The sequence below is a fragment of the Natrialba aegyptia DSM 13077 genome, from assembly GCF_000337535.1.
Taxonomy (GTDB): domain Archaea; phylum Halobacteriota; class Halobacteria; order Halobacteriales; family Natrialbaceae; genus Natrialba; species Natrialba aegyptia.
Window position 1 is genome coordinate 61,283 of record NZ_AOIP01000014.1, and the last position, 20,691, is coordinate 81,973.

Annotated in this window: 17 protein-coding genes; 9 read left to right on the top strand and 8 right to left on the bottom strand. The window is 63.9% G+C overall.

The features are described from left to right. Positions 1 to 518 precede the first annotated feature (518 nt). Entirely contained in the window at positions 519 to 2,333 is a 1,815-nt protein-coding gene (glmS, locus tag C480_RS03215; protein ID WP_006664185.1) for a glutamine--fructose-6-phosphate transaminase (isomerizing), read from the top strand. 231 nt (positions 2,334 to 2,564) lie between these two features. On the opposite strand, the gene glmU is transcribed toward glmS, so the two are convergent. Beyond that, positions 2,565 to 3,746 (bottom strand): bifunctional sugar-1-phosphate nucleotidylyltransferase/acetyltransferase, encoded by a 1,182-nt coding sequence (glmU, locus tag C480_RS03220; protein ID WP_006664186.1) that lies wholly within the window; start codon positions 3,744 to 3,746, stop codon positions 2,565 to 2,567. 408 nt (positions 3,747 to 4,154) lie between these two features. Between glmU and C480_RS03225 the strand changes: the two genes are divergently transcribed. After that, positions 4,155 to 4,364, top strand: coding sequence for a DUF7563 family protein (locus tag C480_RS03225; protein ID WP_006664187.1), 210 nt, complete (start codon positions 4,155 to 4,157; stop codon positions 4,362 to 4,364). 447 nt (positions 4,365 to 4,811) lie between these two features. Here the strand turns inward: C480_RS03225 and glmM are convergent, their stop codons facing one another. Then, positions 4,812 to 6,125, bottom strand: coding sequence for a phosphoglucosamine mutase (gene glmM / locus C480_RS03230; protein ID WP_006664188.1), 1,314 nt, complete (start codon positions 6,123 to 6,125; stop codon positions 4,812 to 4,814). Between the two features lie 190 nt (positions 6,126 to 6,315). Here glmM and C480_RS03235 point away from each other — a divergent pair, with 190 nt between their 5' ends. Further along, a complete protein-coding gene (locus C480_RS03235) occupies positions 6,316 to 6,630 on the top strand; it encodes a MarR family transcriptional regulator (RefSeq protein ID WP_006664189.1) in 315 nt (104 codons plus the stop codon). 81 nt (positions 6,631 to 6,711) lie between these two features. On the opposite strand, the gene C480_RS03240 is transcribed toward C480_RS03235, so the two are convergent. Together C480_RS03240 and C480_RS03245 are read right to left on the bottom strand one after the other, a co-directional pair. Next, positions 6,712 to 7,737 carry a lipid II:glycine glycyltransferase FemX gene (locus C480_RS03240; protein ID WP_006664190.1) on the bottom strand — a complete coding sequence of 342 codons (1,026 nt, stop codon included), beginning with the start codon at positions 7,735 to 7,737 and terminating at the stop codon, positions 6,712 to 6,714. Next, a complete protein-coding gene (locus C480_RS03245; protein WP_006664191.1) occupies positions 7,734 to 9,359 on the bottom strand; it encodes an alkaline phosphatase family protein in 1,626 nt (541 codons plus the stop codon). The genes C480_RS03240 and C480_RS03245 overlap by 4 nt, the downstream gene beginning before the upstream one ends. Before the next feature lie 225 nt (positions 9,360 to 9,584). Between C480_RS03245 and C480_RS03250 the strand changes: the two genes are divergently transcribed. Further along, the gene (locus tag C480_RS03250; RefSeq protein WP_006664192.1) at positions 9,585 to 10,718 is read left to right on the top strand and encodes a DegT/DnrJ/EryC1/StrS family aminotransferase; all 1,134 of its coding nucleotides are present in this window, start codon (positions 9,585 to 9,587) and stop codon (positions 10,716 to 10,718) included. 65 nt (positions 10,719 to 10,783) lie between these two features. On the opposite strand, the gene C480_RS03255 is transcribed toward C480_RS03250, so the two are convergent. Further along, positions 10,784 to 12,616: an ATP-binding protein gene (locus tag C480_RS03255; protein WP_006664193.1), complete on the bottom strand. Its 1,833-nt coding sequence runs from the start codon at positions 12,614 to 12,616 to the stop codon at positions 10,784 to 10,786. 163 nt (positions 12,617 to 12,779) lie between these two features. Here C480_RS03255 and C480_RS23400 point away from each other — a divergent pair, with 163 nt between their 5' ends. Together C480_RS23400 and C480_RS03260 are read left to right on the top strand one after the other, a co-directional pair. Further along, entirely contained in the window at positions 12,780 to 12,944 is a 165-nt protein-coding gene (locus tag C480_RS23400; protein WP_161606992.1) for a hypothetical protein, read from the top strand. Positions 12,945 to 13,181: 237 nt separating this feature from the next. Then, positions 13,182 to 13,526 (top strand): hypothetical protein, encoded by a 345-nt coding sequence (locus tag C480_RS03260; RefSeq protein WP_006664194.1) that lies wholly within the window; start codon positions 13,182 to 13,184, stop codon positions 13,524 to 13,526. A 47-nt stretch (positions 13,527 to 13,573) separates the two neighbouring features. Here C480_RS03260 and C480_RS03265 read toward each other — a convergent pair whose 3' ends face one another. After that, a complete protein-coding gene (locus C480_RS03265) occupies positions 13,574 to 14,236 on the bottom strand; it encodes a hypothetical protein (protein ID WP_006664195.1) in 663 nt (220 codons plus the stop codon). A gap of 318 nt (positions 14,237 to 14,554) precedes the next feature. Between C480_RS03265 and C480_RS03270 the strand changes: the two genes are divergently transcribed. Beyond that, positions 14,555 to 15,556, top strand: a complete 1,002-nt coding sequence (locus C480_RS03270) for a hypothetical protein (protein WP_006664196.1) — start codon at positions 14,555 to 14,557, stop codon at positions 15,554 to 15,556. Between the two features lie 92 nt (positions 15,557 to 15,648). Here the strand turns inward: C480_RS03270 and C480_RS03275 are convergent, their stop codons facing one another. Then, positions 15,649 to 17,664 (bottom strand): DEAD/DEAH box helicase family protein, encoded by a 2,016-nt coding sequence (locus tag C480_RS03275; protein ID WP_006664197.1) that lies wholly within the window; start codon positions 17,662 to 17,664, stop codon positions 15,649 to 15,651. A 139-nt stretch (positions 17,665 to 17,803) separates the two neighbouring features. Between C480_RS03275 and C480_RS23715 the strand changes: the two genes are divergently transcribed. Then, positions 17,804 to 17,980 carry a hypothetical protein gene (locus tag C480_RS23715; protein ID WP_006664198.1) on the top strand — a complete coding sequence of 59 codons (177 nt, stop codon included), beginning with the start codon at positions 17,804 to 17,806 and terminating at the stop codon, positions 17,978 to 17,980. On the opposite strand, the gene C480_RS03280 is transcribed toward C480_RS23715, so the two are convergent. Next, positions 17,973 to 18,926 (bottom strand): transcription initiation factor IIB, encoded by a 954-nt coding sequence (locus tag C480_RS03280; RefSeq protein ID WP_006664199.1) that lies wholly within the window; start codon positions 18,924 to 18,926, stop codon positions 17,973 to 17,975. The two genes, C480_RS23715 and C480_RS03280, sit on opposite strands and share 8 nt — an antisense overlap. A 971-nt stretch (positions 18,927 to 19,897) precedes the next feature. On the opposite strand from C480_RS03280, the gene C480_RS03285 reads away from it, so the two are divergent. Beyond that, positions 19,898 to 20,497, top strand: a complete 600-nt coding sequence (locus C480_RS03285; protein ID WP_006664200.1) for a DUF7344 domain-containing protein — start codon at positions 19,898 to 19,900, stop codon at positions 20,495 to 20,497. Positions 20,498 to 20,691: the final 194 nt, after the last annotated feature.

The following is a 20,691-nucleotide window of genomic DNA, read 5'->3' on the forward strand; positions in this document are numbered from 1 at the left end:
ACGAGACGAGATGGCGGTGAGAGACGGGTGGCTGTCCGCTCGTTGGCCGAGTGTGAGCAGTCCATACCACTGATTCGGCGCACCTTACGGGAATGTTCGGAGCAACATACGAATCATCGGATCGCTGTTTGGTTTACATACTCACAAATATCTGAGGATAGGTGCATAATTGATGACGAGTAACAGAAATAGTGAAGAATCCATCACTTCTATATCGTAACTATAGAACAGTCACGAAACGGTGATTGGGTGCCGTGTAGTGAATCACTGTACTCATCCTGTAATACCGCTGGTTCCGGTAGTCTACCTATAGTAATGGGTTCGGCTTGCTTGTGCTCGTACCATGTCCGTGCCCCGTTTCCGCCCGTGCCGAATCGTGACGGGCGATCGACTCACTCGGCGGACTCGATCGTCGACACCGCTATCACACCCAGGAACAGCACCGCATCCCACACGCGACTCGCCAGTCGCCACCACCGGCTGCCAGCTCTGGCGGCCACTTCGAGGGTGACCTATCGATGTGTGGAATTATCGGACACATCGGGACCGGAAACGCGCTTGAAACGCTCCTTACAGGGCTCGAAAACCTCGAATATCGCGGCTACGACTCCGCCGGAATCGCCGTCCAGAACGGCTCCGGAATCGCCGTCCAGAAACGCTCCGGCAAGGTCGACGAACTCAAGAACTCGATCGGTGACAGACACATCGAGGGGAACGTCGGTATCGGCCACACCCGCTGGTCGACTCACGGCCCCCCGACCGACGAGAACGCCCACCCGCACACGGACGACACCGCGGACGTCGCCGTCGTCCACAACGGAATCATCGAGAACTACGCCGACCTCAAATCGTGGCTTCGCGAGCGCGGCCACGAGTTCACGAGCGATACCGATACCGAGGTCATCCCCCACCTCATTCAGTACTATCTCGACGCCGGGATGGCAAACGAGGCGGCCTTCCGGCGAGCGATCGATGAACTCGAGGGGAGTTACGCGGTGACGGCGATGCTCGACGGCGAGCACGTCCTCTACGCGGCGCGACAGGGATCGCCGCTCGTCGTCGGCGTCGAGGACGACGAGTTCTTCCTGGCGAGCGACGTGCCGGCGTTCCTCGAGTACACCGATACCGTGGTCTATCTGGAGGACGGCGACGTTGCGATCGTCGACGAAGACGGCGTCGAGTTTACGGATCTCGCGGGAGAGTCGATCACGCGGGAACCGGAGACGGTCGAGTGGGACCCCGAGCAGGCTGGCAAGGGCGAGTACGACCACTTTATGCTGAAAGAGATTTACGAACAGCCGACCTCGCTCGCGCAGGCGATCGAGGGTCGGATCGATCCCGAGAACGGGCGGATTGCGCTCGAGGACTTCCCGTCGGGAACCTTCGAGGGCGTCGGGAACGTCCAGCTTATCGCCTGCGGAACGTCCTATCACGCGGCGCTGTACGGTTCGCTCGCGCTGAACCAGGCGGGGATTCGCGCGACGGCGCTGCTCGCGAACGAGTACAGCGTAACGGCACCGCCGGTCGACGACGAGACGCTCGTCATCGCGGTGACACAGAGCGGCGAGACGGCGGACACGCTGAACGCGTTGCGCCAGGCGACCGCGGCGGGTGCGGACACGCTTACCGTGACGAACGTGGTCGGCTCGACCGCCGCCCGCGAGGCGGACGACACGCTGTTCATCCGCGCCGGCCCGGAGATCGGCGTCGCCGCGACGAAGACGTTCTCCTCGCAGGCGGTCATGCTGACGCTGTTGGCGCAGCGTATCGCCGCCGATACCTGCGGCGAGCCGCCCGCGGACCTCACATCACTTCTGCCCGACCTGTCTCGAATGCCCGCGCAGCTCGAGTCGATGCTTGTGACCGACGACGCAGCGCGGATTGCGGACCGCTATCGCGACAGTCAGTCGTACTTCTTCATCGGACGCGGACTCGGCTATCCGGTCGCACTCGAGGGGGCGTTGAAGTTCAAGGAAATCACCTACGAGCACGCGGAGGGATTCGCCTCGGGTGAACTCAAACACGGGCCGCTCGCGCTCGTCACGCCGAACACGCCGGTATTCGCGGTCTTTACCGGGGACGAGGACGAGAAAACGCTCAAGAACGCCGAGGAGGCCCAGACCCGCGGCGCGCCCGTGATCGCGATCTGCCCGGACGACCATCGGGCGGTCGAAGTGGCGGACCGGCACATCGCGATACCGGCGACCGATTCCGAACTGGCGGGCCTGTTCGCGAACGTGCAACTGCAACTCGTCTCCTATCACGCGGCGAACCAGCTCGACCGGCCGATCGACAAGCCTCGCAATCTGGCAAAGAGCGTCACCGTCGAATAGACCGCTGTCGCCGCTCGAAACCGCGGGATTCGAGGCCACCCCCGTCGCCTCGAATCCGTACGGCAACGCGAATCGGTGGCCCGAACTCGAACGGATCTGCGATCGATGTCGACGCCGAGACGGGCTGTTGGAGACGACGATCGTGTACCCTGTGACCGATCGACAGCCTCCGATCGGACTAGCCAGATACCGCTACATAAAATCGCCGCCTGAGAGCGTCGGTTGCGTTCGTTATCGGTCCCGTTCGACGACCTCGCCGGGCCGCGTCGTTGCCGCCGTATCGAGTTTCAATCCGGGCGTTAGACTCGTATTGATTCCCGTCTTGACGCCGTCGCCGGCAACGACGCCGAACTTTCGCCGGTCCGTCGAGATGCGTTCGCCCTTGACGGTGAATTTGACCGCCTCGTCGTCGTGTCGGAGGTTGGCAACCGTCGTCCCGGCTCCGAAGTTGATGTTGCGACCGAGGACGCTGTCACCGACGTAGGACAGGTGGCTGACCGACGTGCCCCTGGAGAGAACGCTGTTTTTGATCTCGACGGCGTTGCCCACTGACACGTCTTCGCCGAGGAGCGTCGCCCCGCGAACGTACGCGTTCGGGCCGACCGTCGCTCCCGATCGAATCAGTGCCGGCCCCTCGACCACGACGCCCGGCTTTACGGTTGCCCCCTCCTCGACGACCACAGCACCTTCGAGCTGGGCGGCATCGCTGACCTCGCCCTCGATGCGGCGGTCGAGTTCGCCGAGTTTCCATTCGTTGGCTTCGAGCAGTTCCCAGGGACGACCGACGTCCATCCAGCGGTCGGTCGTGACCGGCGTGACGGCGAACTCGTCGATGACGCGGGCGAGAACGTCGGTGATCTCGTGTTCTCCGCGTTCGCTTGCGGGAACGTCGAGCCAGTCGCGGGCGCGTTCGGGGAAGGCGTACGCACCGGCGTTGGCGAGATTCGTTGGCGGGTCGGCGGGCTTTTCGACGATGTCGACGACGGTGCCGTCGTCGGTGCTCAACACGCCGTAGTTGCGAGGGTCCTTGACCTCGATCGCGCAGACGGCCGGGCAGCTGTCGAACAGAGCCGCAATCGCGGCCGGATCGTACAGATTGTCACCGTTCAGGACGGCAAAGGGACCGTCCAGGTGCTCACTAGCCGCGTTGACGGCGTCGGCAGTGCCGTTCTGGTCGGTCTGGACGGCATACGAAACGGAGACACCGCGATAGGTAGCACTGAAGAACTCTCTGACGGTCTCGGATTCGTAGCCCACGACGAGGACGATTTCGTCGGCACCGGCGTCGATAGCGGCATCGACGGTGTGGGCGACGAGCGGACGATCAGCGACGGGCAACATCGGCTTCGGAACGGAGCCGGAAAGGGGTCGAATTCGCGTCCCCTCCCCCGCTGCGAGAACGACTGCTTTCATGACCGCGACCTACGGCAATCGGTGGGATAAATATACAGCATCTAATCTCGCCAGGGGTGTCACTGAATGTACGGGGAACGCACACGTACCCGCCGGAACCGGCATCGTTGTCCCGCGCACATCTGTTCAGATCAGTTTCACCGGATTATTATACCGGCCCGTGGAAGATCGATCTGAGAGTTACGAGCGGGTGCACTACACTCTGACGATCAATCGGGGCAAAAACACCCGGTAAAACGATTCATTACGCTCAAGAAATATTGAATTTCGCGGTTGAAAACCGGTTATACAACCGATTCTCCGCCGTTCCGAATTACCCCGGGAATCGGACGTGAAATCCGAGACTACCTTTCAAAAATCGAGTTATGCAGTCTATATTAAATACCGTTCTGTGGTTACGGCCTGTTGATGTCGACGGAACCAACCGATGCGAAGTGGACGCCGATGACGTCTCGCCAGCAAACGAGTGCCCCCCGGTGTGTCAACTGCGGCAATCAGGTTACCCGTCAGTTCGCTCGCGTCTTCGGTGACAATCGCGATGTTGTCCACGCCTGTCCCGACTGTGCAACCTACCGGGAGATGAAGACGTCCGACTTCATCCCCGAAGAAGACCGCTAGCACTCGGTTGCCACAGCTCGCCCTCGGCCCGGACACTACTGCTCTCACCGCACTCCCACTACCCTCCCACCCCCACATTTACTCCCCCAACCCTACCCACTCCCGGCATTAACCCACAAACGCCAATCGATGCCCCGCCGTTCCCACCGACACCACCCCCGTTCCCTATTCCATCACCCCACTTATCCCACTCACACCGCCTTCCACGGACTGAACTCGCCGCTTATGGCGCGTCGCCGATCGCTCGTTCGGTAACGATCGGCTCTCACAGCCCGGTTCGGACACCAGCGACCACTGCAATACAGAACTCGTAGCAGTCGCCTCCGGAGAACCCAGATTCCACGCTTCACCGCCCAAATCTTCAGCGCCCAAATCGCCAGCCCCTCTCAATAGTCAGTAGTCACTACTTGCGCCCCCGCACAACCGCATCGCTACACGCCACCGAGTTCAGCTTTCGTCCTCGACGAGTGAACTCGCCTCGTCGAAGACGCGCTCTGCGGCGGCGGCGGCTCGCGCCTCGGCCGTAATCCGAACGAGCGGCTCCGTTCCGCTGGCGCGGATCAGGAACCAGCCGTCGTCGGTTTCGACCCGGACGCCGTCCAGCGTGTCGACTTCGTCGTACGACGCGGTGACGCGCTCTCGAACGGCGTTCATGACCGCTGTCTTGTCCGTCACCTCGATCGACGTGCGACGGATCGGATACTGTTCGATTTCGCCTGCGAGTTCGGAGAGCGGCCCCCGCGAGGCGACGAACGCGACGAGCTTGCAGGCGGCGAGCGGACCGTCGGGACACAGCGTTTCGGCGGGCCAGATCCAGGCACCGCTCGGTTCGCCGCCGAAGGAAACGTCGGCCTCGGTGGCGCGTTCGGCGACGTAGACGTCGCCGACCTGCGTGCGGGTGAGCGACGCGCCGACGGCCGTCAGCGCGTCGTCGACGGCGAGACTGGTGTCGACGGGGGCGGCGACCCGGTCACCCTCACCGGCGGCCTCGCGGGCGAAGACTGCGAGGAGGGCGTCTTTCGGGACGAACGTTCCGGTTTCGTCGACGGCCATCATGCGGTCCGCGTCCCCGTCGTGGCCGATTCCGAGATCGGCGTCGGTGTGCTCGACGACGGTCGCGAGCGTCTCGAGGGTGTCCGCGTTTGGTTCGCTCGGGCGGGCCGGGAACGAGCCGTCAGGCTGTCCGTTCAGGGTTTCGACGGTACAGCCCAGATCGTCGAGGACGGCCGCCGTAATGCCGCCGGTGCCGTTGCCCACGTCGACGATGACGGTCGGCGACCCCTCGATGTCGACCGCGTCTGCAATCGCGTCCGCGTGGAACGCGGCCGCATCCTCGTACCGGCGTCGGGTACCGAGTTCGTCCCACGCGCCGAGTTCGTAGTCGTCCTCGCGGATGCGCCGCTCGATTGCGTTTCGCTGCTCGGGACCGAAGGCTTTCCCAGAAGGTGTCCAGAGTTTGAGTCCGTTGTCGGTTTCGGGATTGTGCGAGGCCGTCACAACGATGCCCGCGTCCGCATCGAGGTGGGCGATCGAGCGGGCGACTGTCGGGGTCGCCTCGATGCCGACCTCGATCACGTCCGTGCCGCACTCGCGGAGTCCGGCGGCGACGGCATCGACCAGCATCGTCCCGCTCTCGCGAACGTCTCGACCGAGAACGACGCTGTCGTATCCCTCCGAGGCGACCGCTCGACCGACGGCGAGTGCGAGGTCCGCGGTCACCTCGTCGCCGACCGTCCCGCGAATACCGCTTGTTCCGAACATACCTGTCGTGATGCGGTCACGCGCCTTACTATGTTGTGGTTAACGCCGTTGACCCGCCCGAATAGCCGGGAGCTACCCGATCCCGACGCTCCGAGACACAACGGTCCGATCATTAGGAGGGTCTTAGACTTCTAAACTGTCGAAACCGTATAGGACGTTACGAGAATACCCCGGTACACCGATCGACCGTATGCGCGCAACTGATACTACTCCCGAACACGAGTTCGACGCCGACGGCGATTCCGACTCGAATCAGAACTCGAATGTCGACAAAACCGACCAAGCCGACGACGCGCTGACCGACCTTCCTCCGAGCGCGAAACTCGTCTACAAGGTCCTCGAATACGAGGGGACGATGACCCAGAACGAACTCGCCACCGAGTCGCGACTCTGCGCCCGAACCGTTCGCTACGCGCTCGGCAAACTCGAGGACGGAAACCACGTCGAGAGCCGCGTCTGTCTGCAGGACGCCCGCCAGTCGACGTATCGGATTATCGACTCTTGACTTCTTGACTTTTGCTGTCCGCCCTGCAGAGCGAGGCCTGCTCCTCGCATCTCCGTAACGGCCTGAACGCGGTCGCGATGCCTACCGATACTTCCGGTACCGATCGACCGCCAGATCGAAACCGAACGCGCCCGACGTGATGACGTAGTTCGTTACCAGGCGCGGATTGAACTTCGCCTTGTACCGGTTGATGCTCGGCACCCCCGCCCCGACCAGGTCGTAGCGCTCGAGTTCAGCGCGCAGTCCGTCGCGCATGACGTGCCAGTCGAGCAGGTCGTTGATGGCGATGTCCACGTCCGCATCGGGCTTGACGCCGCCTTGCCACCGGTATCGAGTCGTCTCCGACTCGACGACCAGAATGCCGCCGACGAACTCGCCGTCGACGCGACAGACGTACGGCCGGATCGAGCCGTCCGGAAGCACCCGGTGCAACGACCGGGCGAACGCCGGACTCAGGTGAAACGCCCGCCCCTGGTTCTCGTAGCGGGCGGCGACCTGCTCGACGATCCGCTCGACGTCGTCGGTGTCGCCCTCCTCGATCACGTAGTCGTTCTCGCCCTCATCGGCGTTCCGGATGTTGCTCCGAGCGTCGCTGCTGAACCGATCGAGCAGGTCGTCTTCGGACCGCCCCCCACCCGCGAGGTCGACGACGTAGGTGTACGACGGCTCGACGTCGAACTCGTTCCAGACGAACGGGCGCACGTCGTCGAACTCGGCGGCGACGATCCGCGTGTACAGCGGCGAAATCTCCGCATCGAGCCACGCGAAACAGCCCTCGAGAAACCGCTTGATCCGCCGGTCAGCCTTGCGCTGTTTGAGTTTGTCGACGTTCAACAGCGCCGGCCCGAGATAGCACGACCACGACTGCGGTGCCGGCGAGAACACCCCCGTGATCGGCCCTCTGGTGAACTCGAAGAGCGGAAAGAGACCGACCGCTTCCTGGCCCTTGTAGCCGACGAGCAAGTGCGGCGTCGTGCCCGTATCCTGGGCCTGGAGTCGGATCGCGTCCGCCCGAAAAAACGGGTTCGTCCCGTCCGAGCGCTCGACGTACCGGTCCCACTCGGCGGCGTCCTGCCACGGATCGAGTTCGGTGACTTCGATCGTCATAGGTACCCCAGGTCGGAGAGCCGATCCTCGACGGCGCTGTCGTCAGTCGCCGTGATCGGTGCCGGCTCGTAGGCCGGGTACTCGGTCGTCGTACTCTCCTCGACGATCGGGAGCGTGGTGCCGTCCATCGCGGCGTCGATCGGCACGTCGAACAGCGAGCAGATCGTCGGTGCAACGTCGAAAATCGTCGCCCCCTCGAGACCCGCTTGTTCGTCGAACGCCTCCCCGGCCGCGGCGACGACGCCGGTCTGTTTGTGGTTCCAGGATTCCATCGGCTCGCCGAACTGCGCCTGGCCGAGGTCGGCGACGACGGCCGTGTCGAAGGCGGCGGGGACCGTCACGATGTCGGGAGCGTGCTCGACGTGCGGGCCGTCGAAGTACACCTCCCGCGGGGCGACGGCGTCGAACATCGGCTCCCCGTCGGGAGTTCGAACATCGGCCAGGTTGTCGATAACCTCGTCGCGCACCTGCTCGTATTCGGGGGCGGCCACCTGCCCATTTGGCTCGCGACCCTCGAGATTGATCCGGAGCCCGAGTTCACTTTTCGAGCGCATGTAGACCTGCGAGTTCGGGAAGTCGACCTGCTCGCTCGCCGCGCGGATCATGTCGTTCGGGACGCGGCGGCCGATCGGCTCCTTGAGACCGACGTAATCGAGCGCGGTCGCGACGCGCTGTGTGGTGACCCCCACTTTCGCGGCCGCGTTCATGGCCGTCTCGATCGCGCTGGTTTCGTCCGACCCGGCGTCGTCGCCCTCGAGCAGGTCGTTCTCCCAGGCTTTCGACCAGTCGGGCATCCCCTCGCCACCCTTCCGTGCGCCGAGGTAGCCCTCGTCTCTGAGGAACTCGTTGATCCTGAACTCGGGGCCCGAAACCGGCCCCATGCCGTGGTCGCTGACTACAAGCACGTTGTCGGGGTCGGTCTCCTCGATCGTTTCGGCGAGCTGGGCATCGACTTCACGGTAGACGGCCTCGATGGCTTTCTTGTCGCCGGGCCGTTCGTGGAACACCGAGTCCGTCTGCTGGAACTGGACGAAGCCGAAGTCGGGGTCGATCCGTCGACAGAGATACCGAAACGCCTTCCCCCGGAGTTCGATCGTCCGCTCGTAGCCCTCGATCGAGCGGTCCGGCTCGGGGCCGCTCTGGGGGTAAATCCGGTAGTCCCCGCAGGCGAGTTTCACGTCCTCGAGAATCCCCTCTGGGTGGCAGTCCGGATCCTCGGGAGCGGTCATGCCGGGGATCAGCGCGCCGTCGAACTCGCGGGACGGATGCGTGACGGGCACGTTGACGACGACGCTCGAGAGACCGTGTTCGGAGAGCAGTTCCCACACCGGCCGTTCTCGAACGTGCGTCGAGTTCACCACGTCCCAGTCGTAGCCGTCGAACGAGAGGAAATCGAAGACGCCGTGCTTGCCGGGGTTCTTCCCGGTGTACATCGACGGCCACGCGCTCGCCGTCCAGGGCGGGATCTGTGACTCGAGCGGCCCGCTGGTCCCGGTTTCGAACACGCGTTGTAGCGTCGGAACCACACCCGACTCGAACAGCGGGTGAAGAATCGGACGACAGGCAGCATCGAGTCCGACTACCAGTAAGGAGAGCCCGGTTTCGTCGGTCGAATCATCCATGGCGGAGCGATTGCGTCCGTCCCTGCTTTGTTATGCGAGTATTTTGTCCGTGTAAGCCGGGTCTGTCTACTCACTCGCCAGTCGGCCGACGACGACTCCGGGCTGTAAGCCCATCCTGTCACTGGCACGACCAGTGTACTGTCTCCATCACTAAGGGCGCCTTCGGCGACATTCGGCTGTGATGCGCCTCGTGGTGACAAGGATTGCGGCCCGTGCTGTGGGCCGATGATCAGCGAAACGCCATCGCTGCTCGCCTCCTCGCTCCCCTCCAGGCAGTCGACCGGTATCGAGCCGTTCGTCGACCGCTACGCTCGCGAGTTCAGCTTCTACGGTTCGGGGAAACTCGCCCTTCGCGACGGGCTCGCCGGACTCGTCGACGCCGGACCGGACCGCGAGCAGAACGTCCTCGTCCCGGCGTACCTCCCGGACGCCGTCGTCGAGCCACTTCGTGAACTCGAACTCGAGCCGCGATACTACGCCGTCGAACCGACGCTCGCACCCGATTTCGTCGACCTGGAACGGCGGCTGGACGACGCCACGCTCGCGGTCATGTCGGTCAACTACTTCGGGTTCCCCCAGCCGGGACTCGATGAACTGATGGCGATCGTCGACGACTACGGCTGTTATCACATCGACGATAACGCCCACGCACCGCTTAGCGTCGACCGCGACACGTTGCTCGGAACGCACGGCGATCTCGGGATCGCGAGCCTCTGGAAGCTCCTGCCGATTCCGAACGGGGCGGTTCTCTACCGTACTGATGACGCCGTGATCGACCGGTACGAACCCTCGCCGCTTGCCGGCGTTCACGATGCATTCGACGGTCGGGACTGTCAGTACGTCCTCAAATCGGTCGCTCGAGAGACGCTCGATGCCGTGCCGGGAGTGAGACACTCGTTCGAACGCCTTCTCGCCGGCCGGCGGCGGTCGCCGACCGTCCCGACGCCGCGCCAGCGGTACGAAGCCTGGAAAACGCCGATGTCGAAACTCTCCGCGTTCGTCGCCGGCGACATCGATCCGGTCGCGATCCGTCGCACACGGCGAGCGAACTTTCGGGCCTGGGTGCAACTCCTCGACGGTCGCGAGGGCGTCGACCCGGTGTTCACCACGCTTCCCGAGGGAATCTGTCCCCAGGCCGTTCCGGTCCGCGCGGACAGCCCCCACGCGTTCATCACCGAACTCGAACGCTGCGGCGTCGAGGGAGTCCACACCTGGCCGCGACTCTCGACGGCGGTACGTGGGAAGTCCGAGTACGAGACGGCGACGCGACTCTCACACGAACTCGTCACGCTCCCGGTTCACCAGCACATCGACACGACGGCGATCGAGGCGGTCGGCGAGTCGCTTCGCTGGCCGTAGTTGTGGCATCTTATTCGGACGGATCGGCAGCGGAGTCGGCGTATCAGCAGTGAGACGTACCCGAGTCACTGCGTGCGCTGTTCCGGCCAGACTCCGGCTTCCTGCCCGGTCGCTTCGGTCTGTTCGTTCTCGTCGCGCTTGTTATCCCCGTCCCGGTCCCCATCGTCAGTCTCGGTTTCAGTACCCTCAGCCGTCGCTAACGCCTGCAGTTTCGACCGAACCGCATCCGCAAGATCGTACGACCGCACGCCGGTCCGGTCGAGGACGGCTTCCGTGCGCAGTTCCGAAAGGAGACTCTGAACCGCGACAGTCGAGCGGTCGACCGCCGTCGCGATCCGCTCCGTCTCGAGTGGCCCCTCGCCAGCCAGCACCACGAGCACGTGTGCGGCCGTCTCGACCGTACAGCGAGAGCCTTCGCTCGCCTGTTCGAGACGCCCGCCGATCCAGGTCTGCTCGAGCAACGCGACGACATCGCCCATGTCGTACTCCGTCTCGTCGTTCGCGACGACGAGCGCCGACTGCCCCTCGTCACCGCCGGTACCGACGTATCCCAGTTCGACGGGGGTGCCGCCGGCTTGCACGATCGTCTCCGACGCTGCGTCGGCGTCAGCGTCGCCGTCACCGACCTCCTCAGCGTCCGTCGAGGTTTCGGCTTCGAGTTCCTGAACGCGAGACCGCAGCCGTTCGGCCTCCCCGCGCAGTCGCTCGATGGTCTCTGTCCGGGCGGCGAGCGTCCCTTCGAGTTCGTCGATGCGTTCCTCGCGCGCTTCGAGTTCAGCGCGGAGGTCGTCGCGCTCGTCCTCCAGGTCGACGACCTCCTCGTGGAGGCGGCGTAGTTCCTCGTCGTTGCCGCCGCCGAGTTGCGTCTGGACCGTGCCGGGATTGCTCAGCGCGTCGGCCATCTGTTTGGCCGCGCTCGAGACGTCTCGGGCGGACTCGAGTTCGTCCTCCAGGGTCTCGATGCGTTTCTCTTTTTTCTCGAGTTCGGCCTCGAGTTCGTGGATGCGGTCCTGTTCGCGGTCCTTGCGCTCGGAGATGTCCTGCAAATCCCCGACGAGGGCGTCGGAGACGGACTTGAGTTCGGGGCGTTCGAAGTCGTCGAGGCCGGGCGTCGCGCCGGCGTCGAACGTTCGCTTGCGGCGGAACTGGACCTTGCGGACGTCGACGTCGGTCCAGTCGGTCTGGACGAACGCCTGGCCATCGTCCAGATCGGAGACCATCTCGGAGTACTCGGTGTCGATGATTCGGCCGACGACCTTGGTGTCGTTGTCCCAGGTGAGGCGGTGCCAGACGAGCCAGTTCGCCTGCGTGATGAAGTCCTTCTTGACGTCGGCCGGGCGCTGGCTGATGCCGAGGATGCCGAGGCCGTGCTTGCGCCCGCGCTTGCTGATCTTGATCAGGAGGTTCCCGGTTTCGCCGACGCCGCCCCCCTCGGGGATGTACTCGTGAACCTCCTCGACGACGAGCAGGAACGGCTTCTTGAGCTTCTTTTCCTTGACGAACAGCTGGCGGGCGATCTTTCGTAACAACTCGTCCGACTCGTCCTCGTCGAGGTAGCCCGAGACGTCGAGGATGACGGGGACGTTCTCCTCTAAGGCGAGCGTCGCCATCTGTTCGGCGTGCTCCGGGCCGATCTGAATGTCACACTCCTCGTCGGCCCCGGCGTGGAGCATCTCGTACTCTTCCTTGAGGCCGTAGTACTCCCCGTCGGTGTCGACGATGAGCAGCGGGAAGCCGGCCTCGAGCAGTTCCTCGGCGATGACGGAGGCGGTGTTCGACTTGCCCGACCCGGACTTGCCGGTGACGAATCCGCGGCCCGTCAGCAGTTCGACGACCGGTAAGTACAGGTCCGTCCCGTCATCGGTTTCGCCGACGAGCACTTCGCGTTGCTCGCTCACCGCCGCCCCACCTCGTCCGCGCGCGACTCGCTCATTATCAATACAGTCCGAACACGCGACCTTGAATATTGGCCTCGACGTGAGAGTCCGACTCGGCGACCGGATTTCGACGGCGATTACTGGCCCATAGTATGTTCACAAGTGCCACACCTGAGAAAAGATTATGTCACTCCCGCTCAACGTATCGATCGTTCCGATGATCTCGACCACGCCACCATCCACTCGCCACGCGGCAGCCGTCGTCGCTGCCGGGCGAGTTCTCGAGTCCGTCGCCAGCGGATATCTCGCTGGCAATGGGCTCATCGGTGGCCGTGGACGGGATCGCTGACGGCTCCACGCCGTCTCTGACCCCGTCCGCGCCGCGCACGTCTTCGCCGGTCGGGGTCGCTACGACTGTTCCTTCCCGGGTTTCTCCGTTACGCAATCGGGGATTCCGCCGTTCGGTTCACGCGACACCGGCCAGCGAGTGCTGCGCGGGGCGACGCCCCCGCAGTGGACTGGCCACCGGCGGACGCCCGACGACACGGGCCGTCCGACCGCCGAGTTCGACTCTCGGCGGGGGCTTATGGATCGCACCCAACCCACAATCGCGGCGACGCTCACCGTTCGCGTGCCGATCAACGCGACCGGCAGCCTCGCCGACGGCGCAGCGCGCGTCGTCGAACGAATCGACGCCGTCGACCGACTCGAAGACGCCACCGTTCGCGGCATCGATCCCGCACTGAACGACACGACGGTCGATCTCCGCGTTCGAGTCGTGTTCAGCGACCCCGCCCGCCGCGACGAGACCGACGCCAAAACTGAACTCGCGGCCGGCGTCGGCATCAAAGCCGTCGAAAACGTGGAACCAGAGCCCGCAGAGACAGCAGAGCCGGAGCGATCGCCGGCGACGCTCTCGGCCGTCGACTAGTTCGCCGTTCCGATCGCCGCCACTCGATCGGGACAGCATTTCCAGTCTCAGTCCCGCCCGAGCGTGAGCGACCGGTCCCTGTCCACCACCGTATAACCCTGCGCCGCGTACGCTTCTTCCTGATAGCGATTCGCAGCCACCAACTGCGTCAACCGGTTCAGCGCGTACCGGCGCGTCGATTCGAACGCGACGACGACCGCTGTGTTCTCCCCGTCTTCTTCGACGGAGACGCGGTATCGTCCCCACGGTTTCCCGCCCGCCGTGACATCGATCTCACAGTCGGCACCAGCGGACCTCGTCTCGGGACCGGAGCGAACGGTTACCGCCATCGTAATCGACCGCCGGCCGAACAGATACGAGAACTCGTACACTCCGCCGTCCGCCGTCGAGCGAACCGTTTCGGCCCCGCCCCACTGGAACGGAAGCGCCGGCGGCAGCGCGCTCGCGAACTCGTTCCGTACGGCATCGGGATCGGCATCCGTTCGCAAGTGCAACTCACCCTCGGTTTCGAGCAGCGGAACTCGAACGAGTGCGATAGCTGCGAGCGAAAGTCCGAGGGCCGCAAAATACGGCAGAACGACGAACGCGCCAAATACAGCGATCACAGCAACCGCCGCGACGAGAAGCGTCAGAAACCGTTCAGTACGTGTATACCGTTCGGTTAGTGTGCGGATCTGATCCGGGACCTCGACGCCGGCAGTGGCGGACATACCTAACTCGACACTGTCATGATCGGCTGATGAACGTTCCGAATCGAGTTCTCGTTTCGGTCGGCAAACTGCAGGAGTCCTGAAGAGAGCGGATCTGTCGTTACCGTCGGTCGAGACGGGTCGGTTGTCGTCGCTGGTCGTCTCGAGCGGCGTTCGACACCGCCGCTACGAGCGTCGCTTCAGACGGTCTGCTGTACCGATTTCCGGCGCAACCGAAGGAAGTTCGAAGTTACGCCGGAACTGAGTACAACAGTCCGTATCAGGCCCGAAGCAATCAGATATCCAAACTCTCAATACTACCTTACAGAAACGGGGCGTATGTCCCCCAGACGAGATGCAGCCCTCTCGAACGCGACCGACGAGCAGACGAGTTCAGCGGCCCAGTTCTCGCGACGCCGCGCGGTACAAGGCGGGATCGCAACGCTGGCCCTGCCGCTGGCTGGCTGTGTGAGCGACTCGGCCGAGGAGTCGGCTCCGGAAGACGGAGACGGAAACGGAAACGGAGATGAAGCGGACGCTGACGGGACCGACGATGGCGATCGATCCGCCGAGGAGAACGCGGCCGAAGAACGCGACGACAGCGTCGATGCCGCGCTATCCGCAGTGGTCGAGACGTACCTCGAGGCGGCCGTCGAAGAGGACACGGAGACGATGAGCGAGGTGTCTCATCGACTGAACCCCCTCGACCCCGCCGCGTTGGAAGAAGAGGGGTGGGAGTTCAGCGGCGGAAACGGTGACGACGATCCCGGCGAGTACGAGACCACCGTGCGATCGAGAGACGCCGCCATCGACGCCGTCTTCGAACTCGAGGGAAGCGAGTTCTGGTTCGACCGGGGCGAACTCGACGACGACCTTGCCGACGAACGGCTCGCGATTCTCGAGGTCGGTGCCGACGATCCCTCCGGTGCGGACCCGACCGTCTGGGTACTCGCCACCGAAAACGACGAGTGGAAGTATCTGTTCGCCGGCCCGGCGGACGACGCGCCGGACGATCCGTCGGAGGCGTTCGAGGAACCGATCGAAGACGAGGCAAATGACGTCGTCGAGGAAATCAACTGGGAGTACGACAGCCCCACGAGCGACGTGACCCAGGCGGCGGTCGTCCTCACCGATTCGACCGAGATCGACGCGGAGCGAGTTCGTGTCGAGTCGACGATCGCCGGCGGACAGACGGGTGCCTACAATAACGAAGAGTTCGGTGCAACCTGGACGGGAATCACGTTGTACCTGAAAGTCGATCCTGCGGGCGACCAAATCGTCGTCACCGCGATAGACGGCGACGAGGAAACCGTCGTCCACCGAGAGCAGTTCGAGCCGTAAACGGTCGCTGTGGAGCGCTTACTGCCGTGCTCTCGCCGATACAGTCCCGCCCCGCTCAGCGACGAGAAATCCTTCGACTTCACCAAGAAATATCACTCTCGATCGCTCTCGGCGTCATCTCGATCGATCGTCTCCTCGCGAACCGTCATCCCCTTGCGGCCCAGATGCTGGAGTTGTCGCCGCGCGAAATCCTCCTCGCGCGTGCCGCGCGTCGCGAGCACGTAAACCAATGCGCCGCCCGCCGGCCGCATCGTCCGCCCCGCTCGCTGGGTCCCCTGCCGGCGAGAGCCGCCCAACCCGGAGGCGACGATCGCCAGATCCGCCGTCGGGAGGTCGATCCCCTCGTCGCCAACCCGCGAGACGATCAACAGGTCGCGCTCGTCGCGCCTGAACTCCTCGAGTAGCCGCCGGCGCTCGTGATGGGGCGTCTCGCCGCTGAGGAACGGGACGTCGAGCGCGGTTGCGAGTTCACCGCCCTGGTCCAGGTAGTCCACGAAGATGAGGGCCTTCGAGTTCGGCTCGGCGGCGAGGAGGTAGCGGATCTCGTCGATCTTGCCGCGGTTCTGGGCGGCGATGCGGTACCGCTCGCGTCCGTCGGCGGAGGCGTAGGCGTTTTGCTGTTCGTCGTCGCCCCACGGGACGTAGCGGATCTCGAGTTCGGGTTCGGCGACGAAGCCGTCGTCGAAGAGCGCTTGCCAGTCGGTGCCGATCGGGGGGCCGACGAGGGTGAAGATCTCGGTCTGGCGGTCGTCTTCCCGGATGGGGCTGGCCGAGAGTCCGAGGCGGTGGCGCGACTGCAGGTGCGTACTTCGCCGGTACACGTCCGAGGGGACGTGCTGGCACTCGTCGAAGATCACGAGCCCCCACTCGCGGTCGTCGAACAGCGAGCGGTGGCGATCCATCCCGGCGATCTGGTAGGTCGCGATGGTAACGGGGCGGACGTTCTTCTGGCCGCCGTGATACTGCCCGATCTGGTGGGGACCGAGCGAGGTGAACTCCTCGATCGTCTCGGCCCACTGGCGGGCGAGGTCGCGACTCGGAACGAGGACGAGTGTTTCGCCCTCGACGTGGGCCATGGCACCCATCGCGGCCACCGTTTTGCCGCTGCCCGGCGGGCCGACGAAGACGCCCTCGCCGGCCTCGGCGAAGCGGTCGATCCAGGTTCGCTGGTAGTCGCGCAGGGAAACTTCGAGGTCGACGGGGAGCCGCTCGCCCGAGTCGAGTTCACGGTGGTCCTGGACGGGGTAGCCGGCTTCGTAGAGGACGCGCTTGATCGCGGCTTCCGAGCCCTTGCGGACCCAGTCTTCGGTGTCGGAGATGGGGGCGTGGACGTGTTCCTCGTCGAGTTTCTGGCGGGCGACGTTGCCCATCACTTCGGGGCTCTCGGCTTCGAGAACGGTGTAGCCCTCCTCGTGGGTGGTGAGCCGGAACTGGTGGGCGCGGTCCCACTGGCTCTGGACCCAGTCTTCGAGTTCGGCCGAGCGCTGGCCGAGCGCCTGGCGCATGGTTCGCGCGAGTTCGTCGAAGGAGTCGTGGGGGGCCTGCCAGACGTCCTCGGGTCTGACGACGTAGCGGTAGCCCTCCTCGCCGTTGCCGTCCGCGAGGTGGGCGAACTGGGCGAGCTGGGCGCGGGTGAACTGGTCGGGGCGGTCGACGACGATTTCCCGGCGTTTGGGGAAGACGACGACGCGCTCGCGGTCGGTGAGGTCCTCGAGTTCGCTCGGGTACCAGACGACGGGATCGGCCGAGACGGCGAGGCGTTCGAGATCGCCCCGCTCGGCGAGGGCGTCGAGGCGGTCGCTGACGGCGTCGTGAGAGGGGTGGTGATCGAGCGTGCGCGCGACTTCGCCGGCGGTGAGGACCGGCCGGCCGGCCTGCTGGCAGGCGTCGTGGAACGTCTCGAGCGGGAGCGGCGAGGGCGACTCGCCGTCCGCACCCGTGCTGGCGGGTGCGTCTGCGTCCGTATCCGCATCCACGTCTGCGTCCGCGTCCACATTCGGATTCTCGTGTTCGTTCCCGTCGGCGGCGTCCACGCTGTCGGTCTCGGCGGCGTCGGCGGCAGGAAGGTGCTCGTCGCTGCGCGTCGCTGACGAACGTTCGTCTGTCACTGCAGGCCCTAGCGGTGGCGGGAGTAAACAGATTTCGCTTAGCCGACACGGGCGCAGTAGTCGTGTCGGTCGTTGCCGCGGTGTGGTGTGGCCTGTGAAAGCGCAACACTATATGTCGACCGAGGCCGTACGAACTCGTATGTTCCGCGCGATCCTCCCGGAGGGACAGATCATGTGTGAGGACTACGATCGAACGGACGACGGACTCAGGCTCTACGACGAGAACGGCGAGTTCATCGCGTTCGTCCCGTACGCGAATTTACACGCGTTGCTCAACGAGGACGTCTACAGCGAGAACGAGCGGTCGATCATGTAACCGGCGCTTGATCGATCGCGTCGAGTTGCTCCCGGTAGCGGTTTCTGACGGTGACGACGGTGGTCTGGGCGGTGTCGGCGACGGCTCGTTGTGGGATCGTTTCGTCACAGAGCAGGCCGGCGGCGTAGATAGCGGCGGCGGCGAAGCCGGTCGGTGATTTGCCGGAGTGGAGTCCCTGTTCGGTCGTCTGTTCGATGATGTCGACGGCTTTGGTTTCGACGGCTTTGCTCACGTCGAGTTCGGAGCAGAACCGGGGGACGAACTGGCGCGGGTTCGTCGGCTCCAGATTGATATCGAGTTCGTCGGCGATGTAGCGGTAGGTGCGCCCGATCTCGCGCTGGTCGACTCGCGAGACGGACGTTACTTCCTCGAGACTGCGCGGAATGCCTTCCTTTCGACAGGCGGTGTAGAGTGCGCTGGTGGCGACGCCTTCGATAGAGCGGCCGCGGATGAGATCCTGCTCGAGGGCCTGCCGGTAGATGACGCTTGCCGTCTCTTTGACGGGTTTGGGGACGCCGAGGGCGCTGACCATGCGGTCGATCTCCGAGAGGGCGTACTTGAGATTGCGTTCGCCGGCGTTTTTCGTGCGGATGCGTTCCTGCCAGACGCGCAGCCGGTGGAGTTGGCCGTGCTTGTCGGCTGACATCGAGTGGCCGTTTGCGTCCTTGTTTCGCCAGTCGATCGTCGTCGTCAGCCCGCGGTCGTGCATCGACTGCGTAAGGGGTGCGCCGACGCGGGAGAGTTCGTCGTGTTCCTGGGCGTTGAACGCGCGCCACTCCGGGCCGTAGTCGATCGGATCTTCGGTGAGGACGAGTCCGCACTCTCCGCAGACGCGTTCGCCGCGATCCGGATCGTGAATGATCGTCTCAGTTTCGCAGTCTGGACATAACCCTTGGTCAGCCTCCTGGACCTCGGTTCTGGTCTTGTCGATGATGGACTGCGTCATCAGTAGTGGACGGAAACCGTGCTGTCACTGTAAGGGGTTCACATGGTTTCGCGAGAAACGCCGACTTACTGCACCCGAAGAGGGCACGACGACGGCGTGTTTCGTGTCCCGAAGCAGTGCCCGGAAACGGTCACTCGTCTCGCGAGAGAAAAAGAAAGACAGTTCGGATCGAACCCGCTCCGGACCGGGAACTCGGCGATTTCGTCTCCTGACGAGTCACACCGGCGAGTCAGAGTAGCGCGTTCACTACCGATACCTGGGTCAAGATAGTAACTGGACGACGAGTAACACTGTAGTTCCCCACGTAAAGGTGGCTTTCGAGTGCAAACCGTCAGGAGAATTTATGTCGCTCGAGTCAAACGTTTCCTAACAGTGCTGTGTTGCCGACCCGCACACCGACGCCACTCTCCGCATCGATACCGCGTTTCGAGCCACAGTCGTACGGCGTCGATACAGACGCCCAATCCATCGATACTGACGCTGCACTCGATCTCGAATCGTCCACAGCAATCGCGCTTTCACCACCGCGGCAGTGTCGTGTCGAGAAGCCGGCCCGTACCCCCTTTGCAGCCGGTGCGAAACGTGGCTGTGCTTAAGAGTGTCTCTGTTGGTGTACAACTTGGTGTGTCAATCGTGACTGCGAATTGCCGTTCGAGCGTACAGGGGCCGCTGCCGGTCCGACAGTCCAGTGGTTCGGACACGGCCTGGCGACGGCAGTCCTCGGCTCAAACCGTCCCAGCGGAACCACTGGAATCGAACTCTGAGCGACGACGTGTTCACCGGGAACAGATTCGAACCCGAACTCAGAACCGATACCAAAACCGTTCCCAGAATCGACTCTACAATCAGTCCACACGGGACCAAACCCAACCCCAAATCCAACCCCAACTCCGATCAACCCGGAAACAGTTCGTCCACAACCACTGCAACCGGTCCACCGGACGGCTCCCAACCGGCGGAGGCACGCGATAATGTCCTCCGTCGATACCTCTCTTCCGGACGAACTCTCCTCCTCCGTCGGCGACGCCGAAACTGACGACCAACTCTCCAAAGACGTCATTTTCGAACTCCTGAAGAACCGCCGCCGACGCGAAGTCCTCACCTACCTGCTCGAGGCCGACGAAACCGTCACGCTCGGTGAACTCGCCGAACAGATCGCCGCCTGGGAGAACGATACGAGCGTTAATGCCCTCAGTTCGGACCAGCGAAAGCGGGTCTACGTCGCGCTCTATCAGACCCATCTCCCAAAGATGGACGATGCCGGTATCGTCGAATACGATCAGGATCGCGGTCTGATCTCGTTGGCAGACAACGCCGACCTGCTGATGATGTATCTGGACACCGATACGCATCGACAGGACCGCTGGGATCGGTGGTACGCTGGCCTGAGTGTGGCCGGTGGCCTCCTCGTTAGTGCGGCACTGGTTGGTCTTCCTGGGCTCACGGCCCTCCCAACACTTGCGATCGCTGGCGGTGTCGTCGTCGCGTTTTTCGTCCTCTCGCTCGCCCACGTCGCGACGAACCGCCAGCACGAACGCGATGTCGACGGCAAACTCTCCCGAATCGAGTAAATCCATTTCGTTCGTATCCACCCGCTCGTCCGCGACTCACAGAATCTGACCAGTCGTTCCCGCTGGCGTTCACGACGACGAACAGAATCGAGAAGGACTTTTACCCGGGCCGTTCGTACCATCAGATGGCTCCCGGCGACCGTCATCCAGTACCGGAGCAGTTCGCGTGCCAGCTTGCTGTTCCACGCGCGGGA

What these genes read in the sequence shown, in the direction of transcription:
- glmS (WP_006664185.1), top strand. Translation starts at nt 519, where the DNA reads ATGTGTGGAATTATCGGACACATCGGGACCGGAAACGCGCTTGAAACG.
- glmU (WP_006664186.1), bottom strand. Translation starts at nt 3,746, where the DNA reads ATGAAAGCAGTCGTTCTCGCAGCGGGGGAGGGGACGCGAATTCGACCC.
- C480_RS03225 (WP_006664187.1), top strand. Translation starts at nt 4,155, where the DNA reads ATGTCGACGGAACCAACCGATGCGAAGTGGACGCCGATGACGTCTCGC.
- glmM (WP_006664188.1), bottom strand. Translation starts at nt 6,125, where the DNA reads ATGTTCGGAACAAGCGGTATTCGCGGGACGGTCGGCGACGAGGTGACC.
- C480_RS03235 (WP_006664189.1), top strand. Translation starts at nt 6,316, where the DNA reads ATGCGCGCAACTGATACTACTCCCGAACACGAGTTCGACGCCGACGGC.
- C480_RS03240 (WP_006664190.1), bottom strand. Translation starts at nt 7,737, where the DNA reads ATGACGATCGAAGTCACCGAACTCGATCCGTGGCAGGACGCCGCCGAG.
- C480_RS03245 (WP_006664191.1), bottom strand. Translation starts at nt 9,359, where the DNA reads ATGGATGATTCGACCGACGAAACCGGGCTCTCCTTACTGGTAGTCGGA.
- C480_RS03250 (WP_006664192.1), top strand. Translation starts at nt 9,585, where the DNA reads ATGATCAGCGAAACGCCATCGCTGCTCGCCTCCTCGCTCCCCTCCAGG.
- C480_RS23400 (WP_161606992.1), top strand. Translation starts at nt 12,780, where the DNA reads ATGTCACTCCCGCTCAACGTATCGATCGTTCCGATGATCTCGACCACG.
- C480_RS03260 (WP_006664194.1), top strand. Translation starts at nt 13,182, where the DNA reads ATGGATCGCACCCAACCCACAATCGCGGCGACGCTCACCGTTCGCGTG.
- C480_RS03265 (WP_006664195.1), bottom strand. Translation starts at nt 14,236, where the DNA reads ATGTCCGCCACTGCCGGCGTCGAGGTCCCGGATCAGATCCGCACACTA.
- C480_RS03270 (WP_006664196.1), top strand. Translation starts at nt 14,555, where the DNA reads ATGTCCCCCAGACGAGATGCAGCCCTCTCGAACGCGACCGACGAGCAG.
- C480_RS23715 (WP_006664198.1), top strand. Translation starts at nt 17,804, where the DNA reads ATGTTCCGCGCGATCCTCCCGGAGGGACAGATCATGTGTGAGGACTAC.
- C480_RS03280 (WP_006664199.1), bottom strand. Translation starts at nt 18,926, where the DNA reads ATGACGCAGTCCATCATCGACAAGACCAGAACCGAGGTCCAGGAGGCT.
- C480_RS03285 (WP_006664200.1), top strand. Translation starts at nt 19,898, where the DNA reads ATGTCCTCCGTCGATACCTCTCTTCCGGACGAACTCTCCTCCTCCGTC.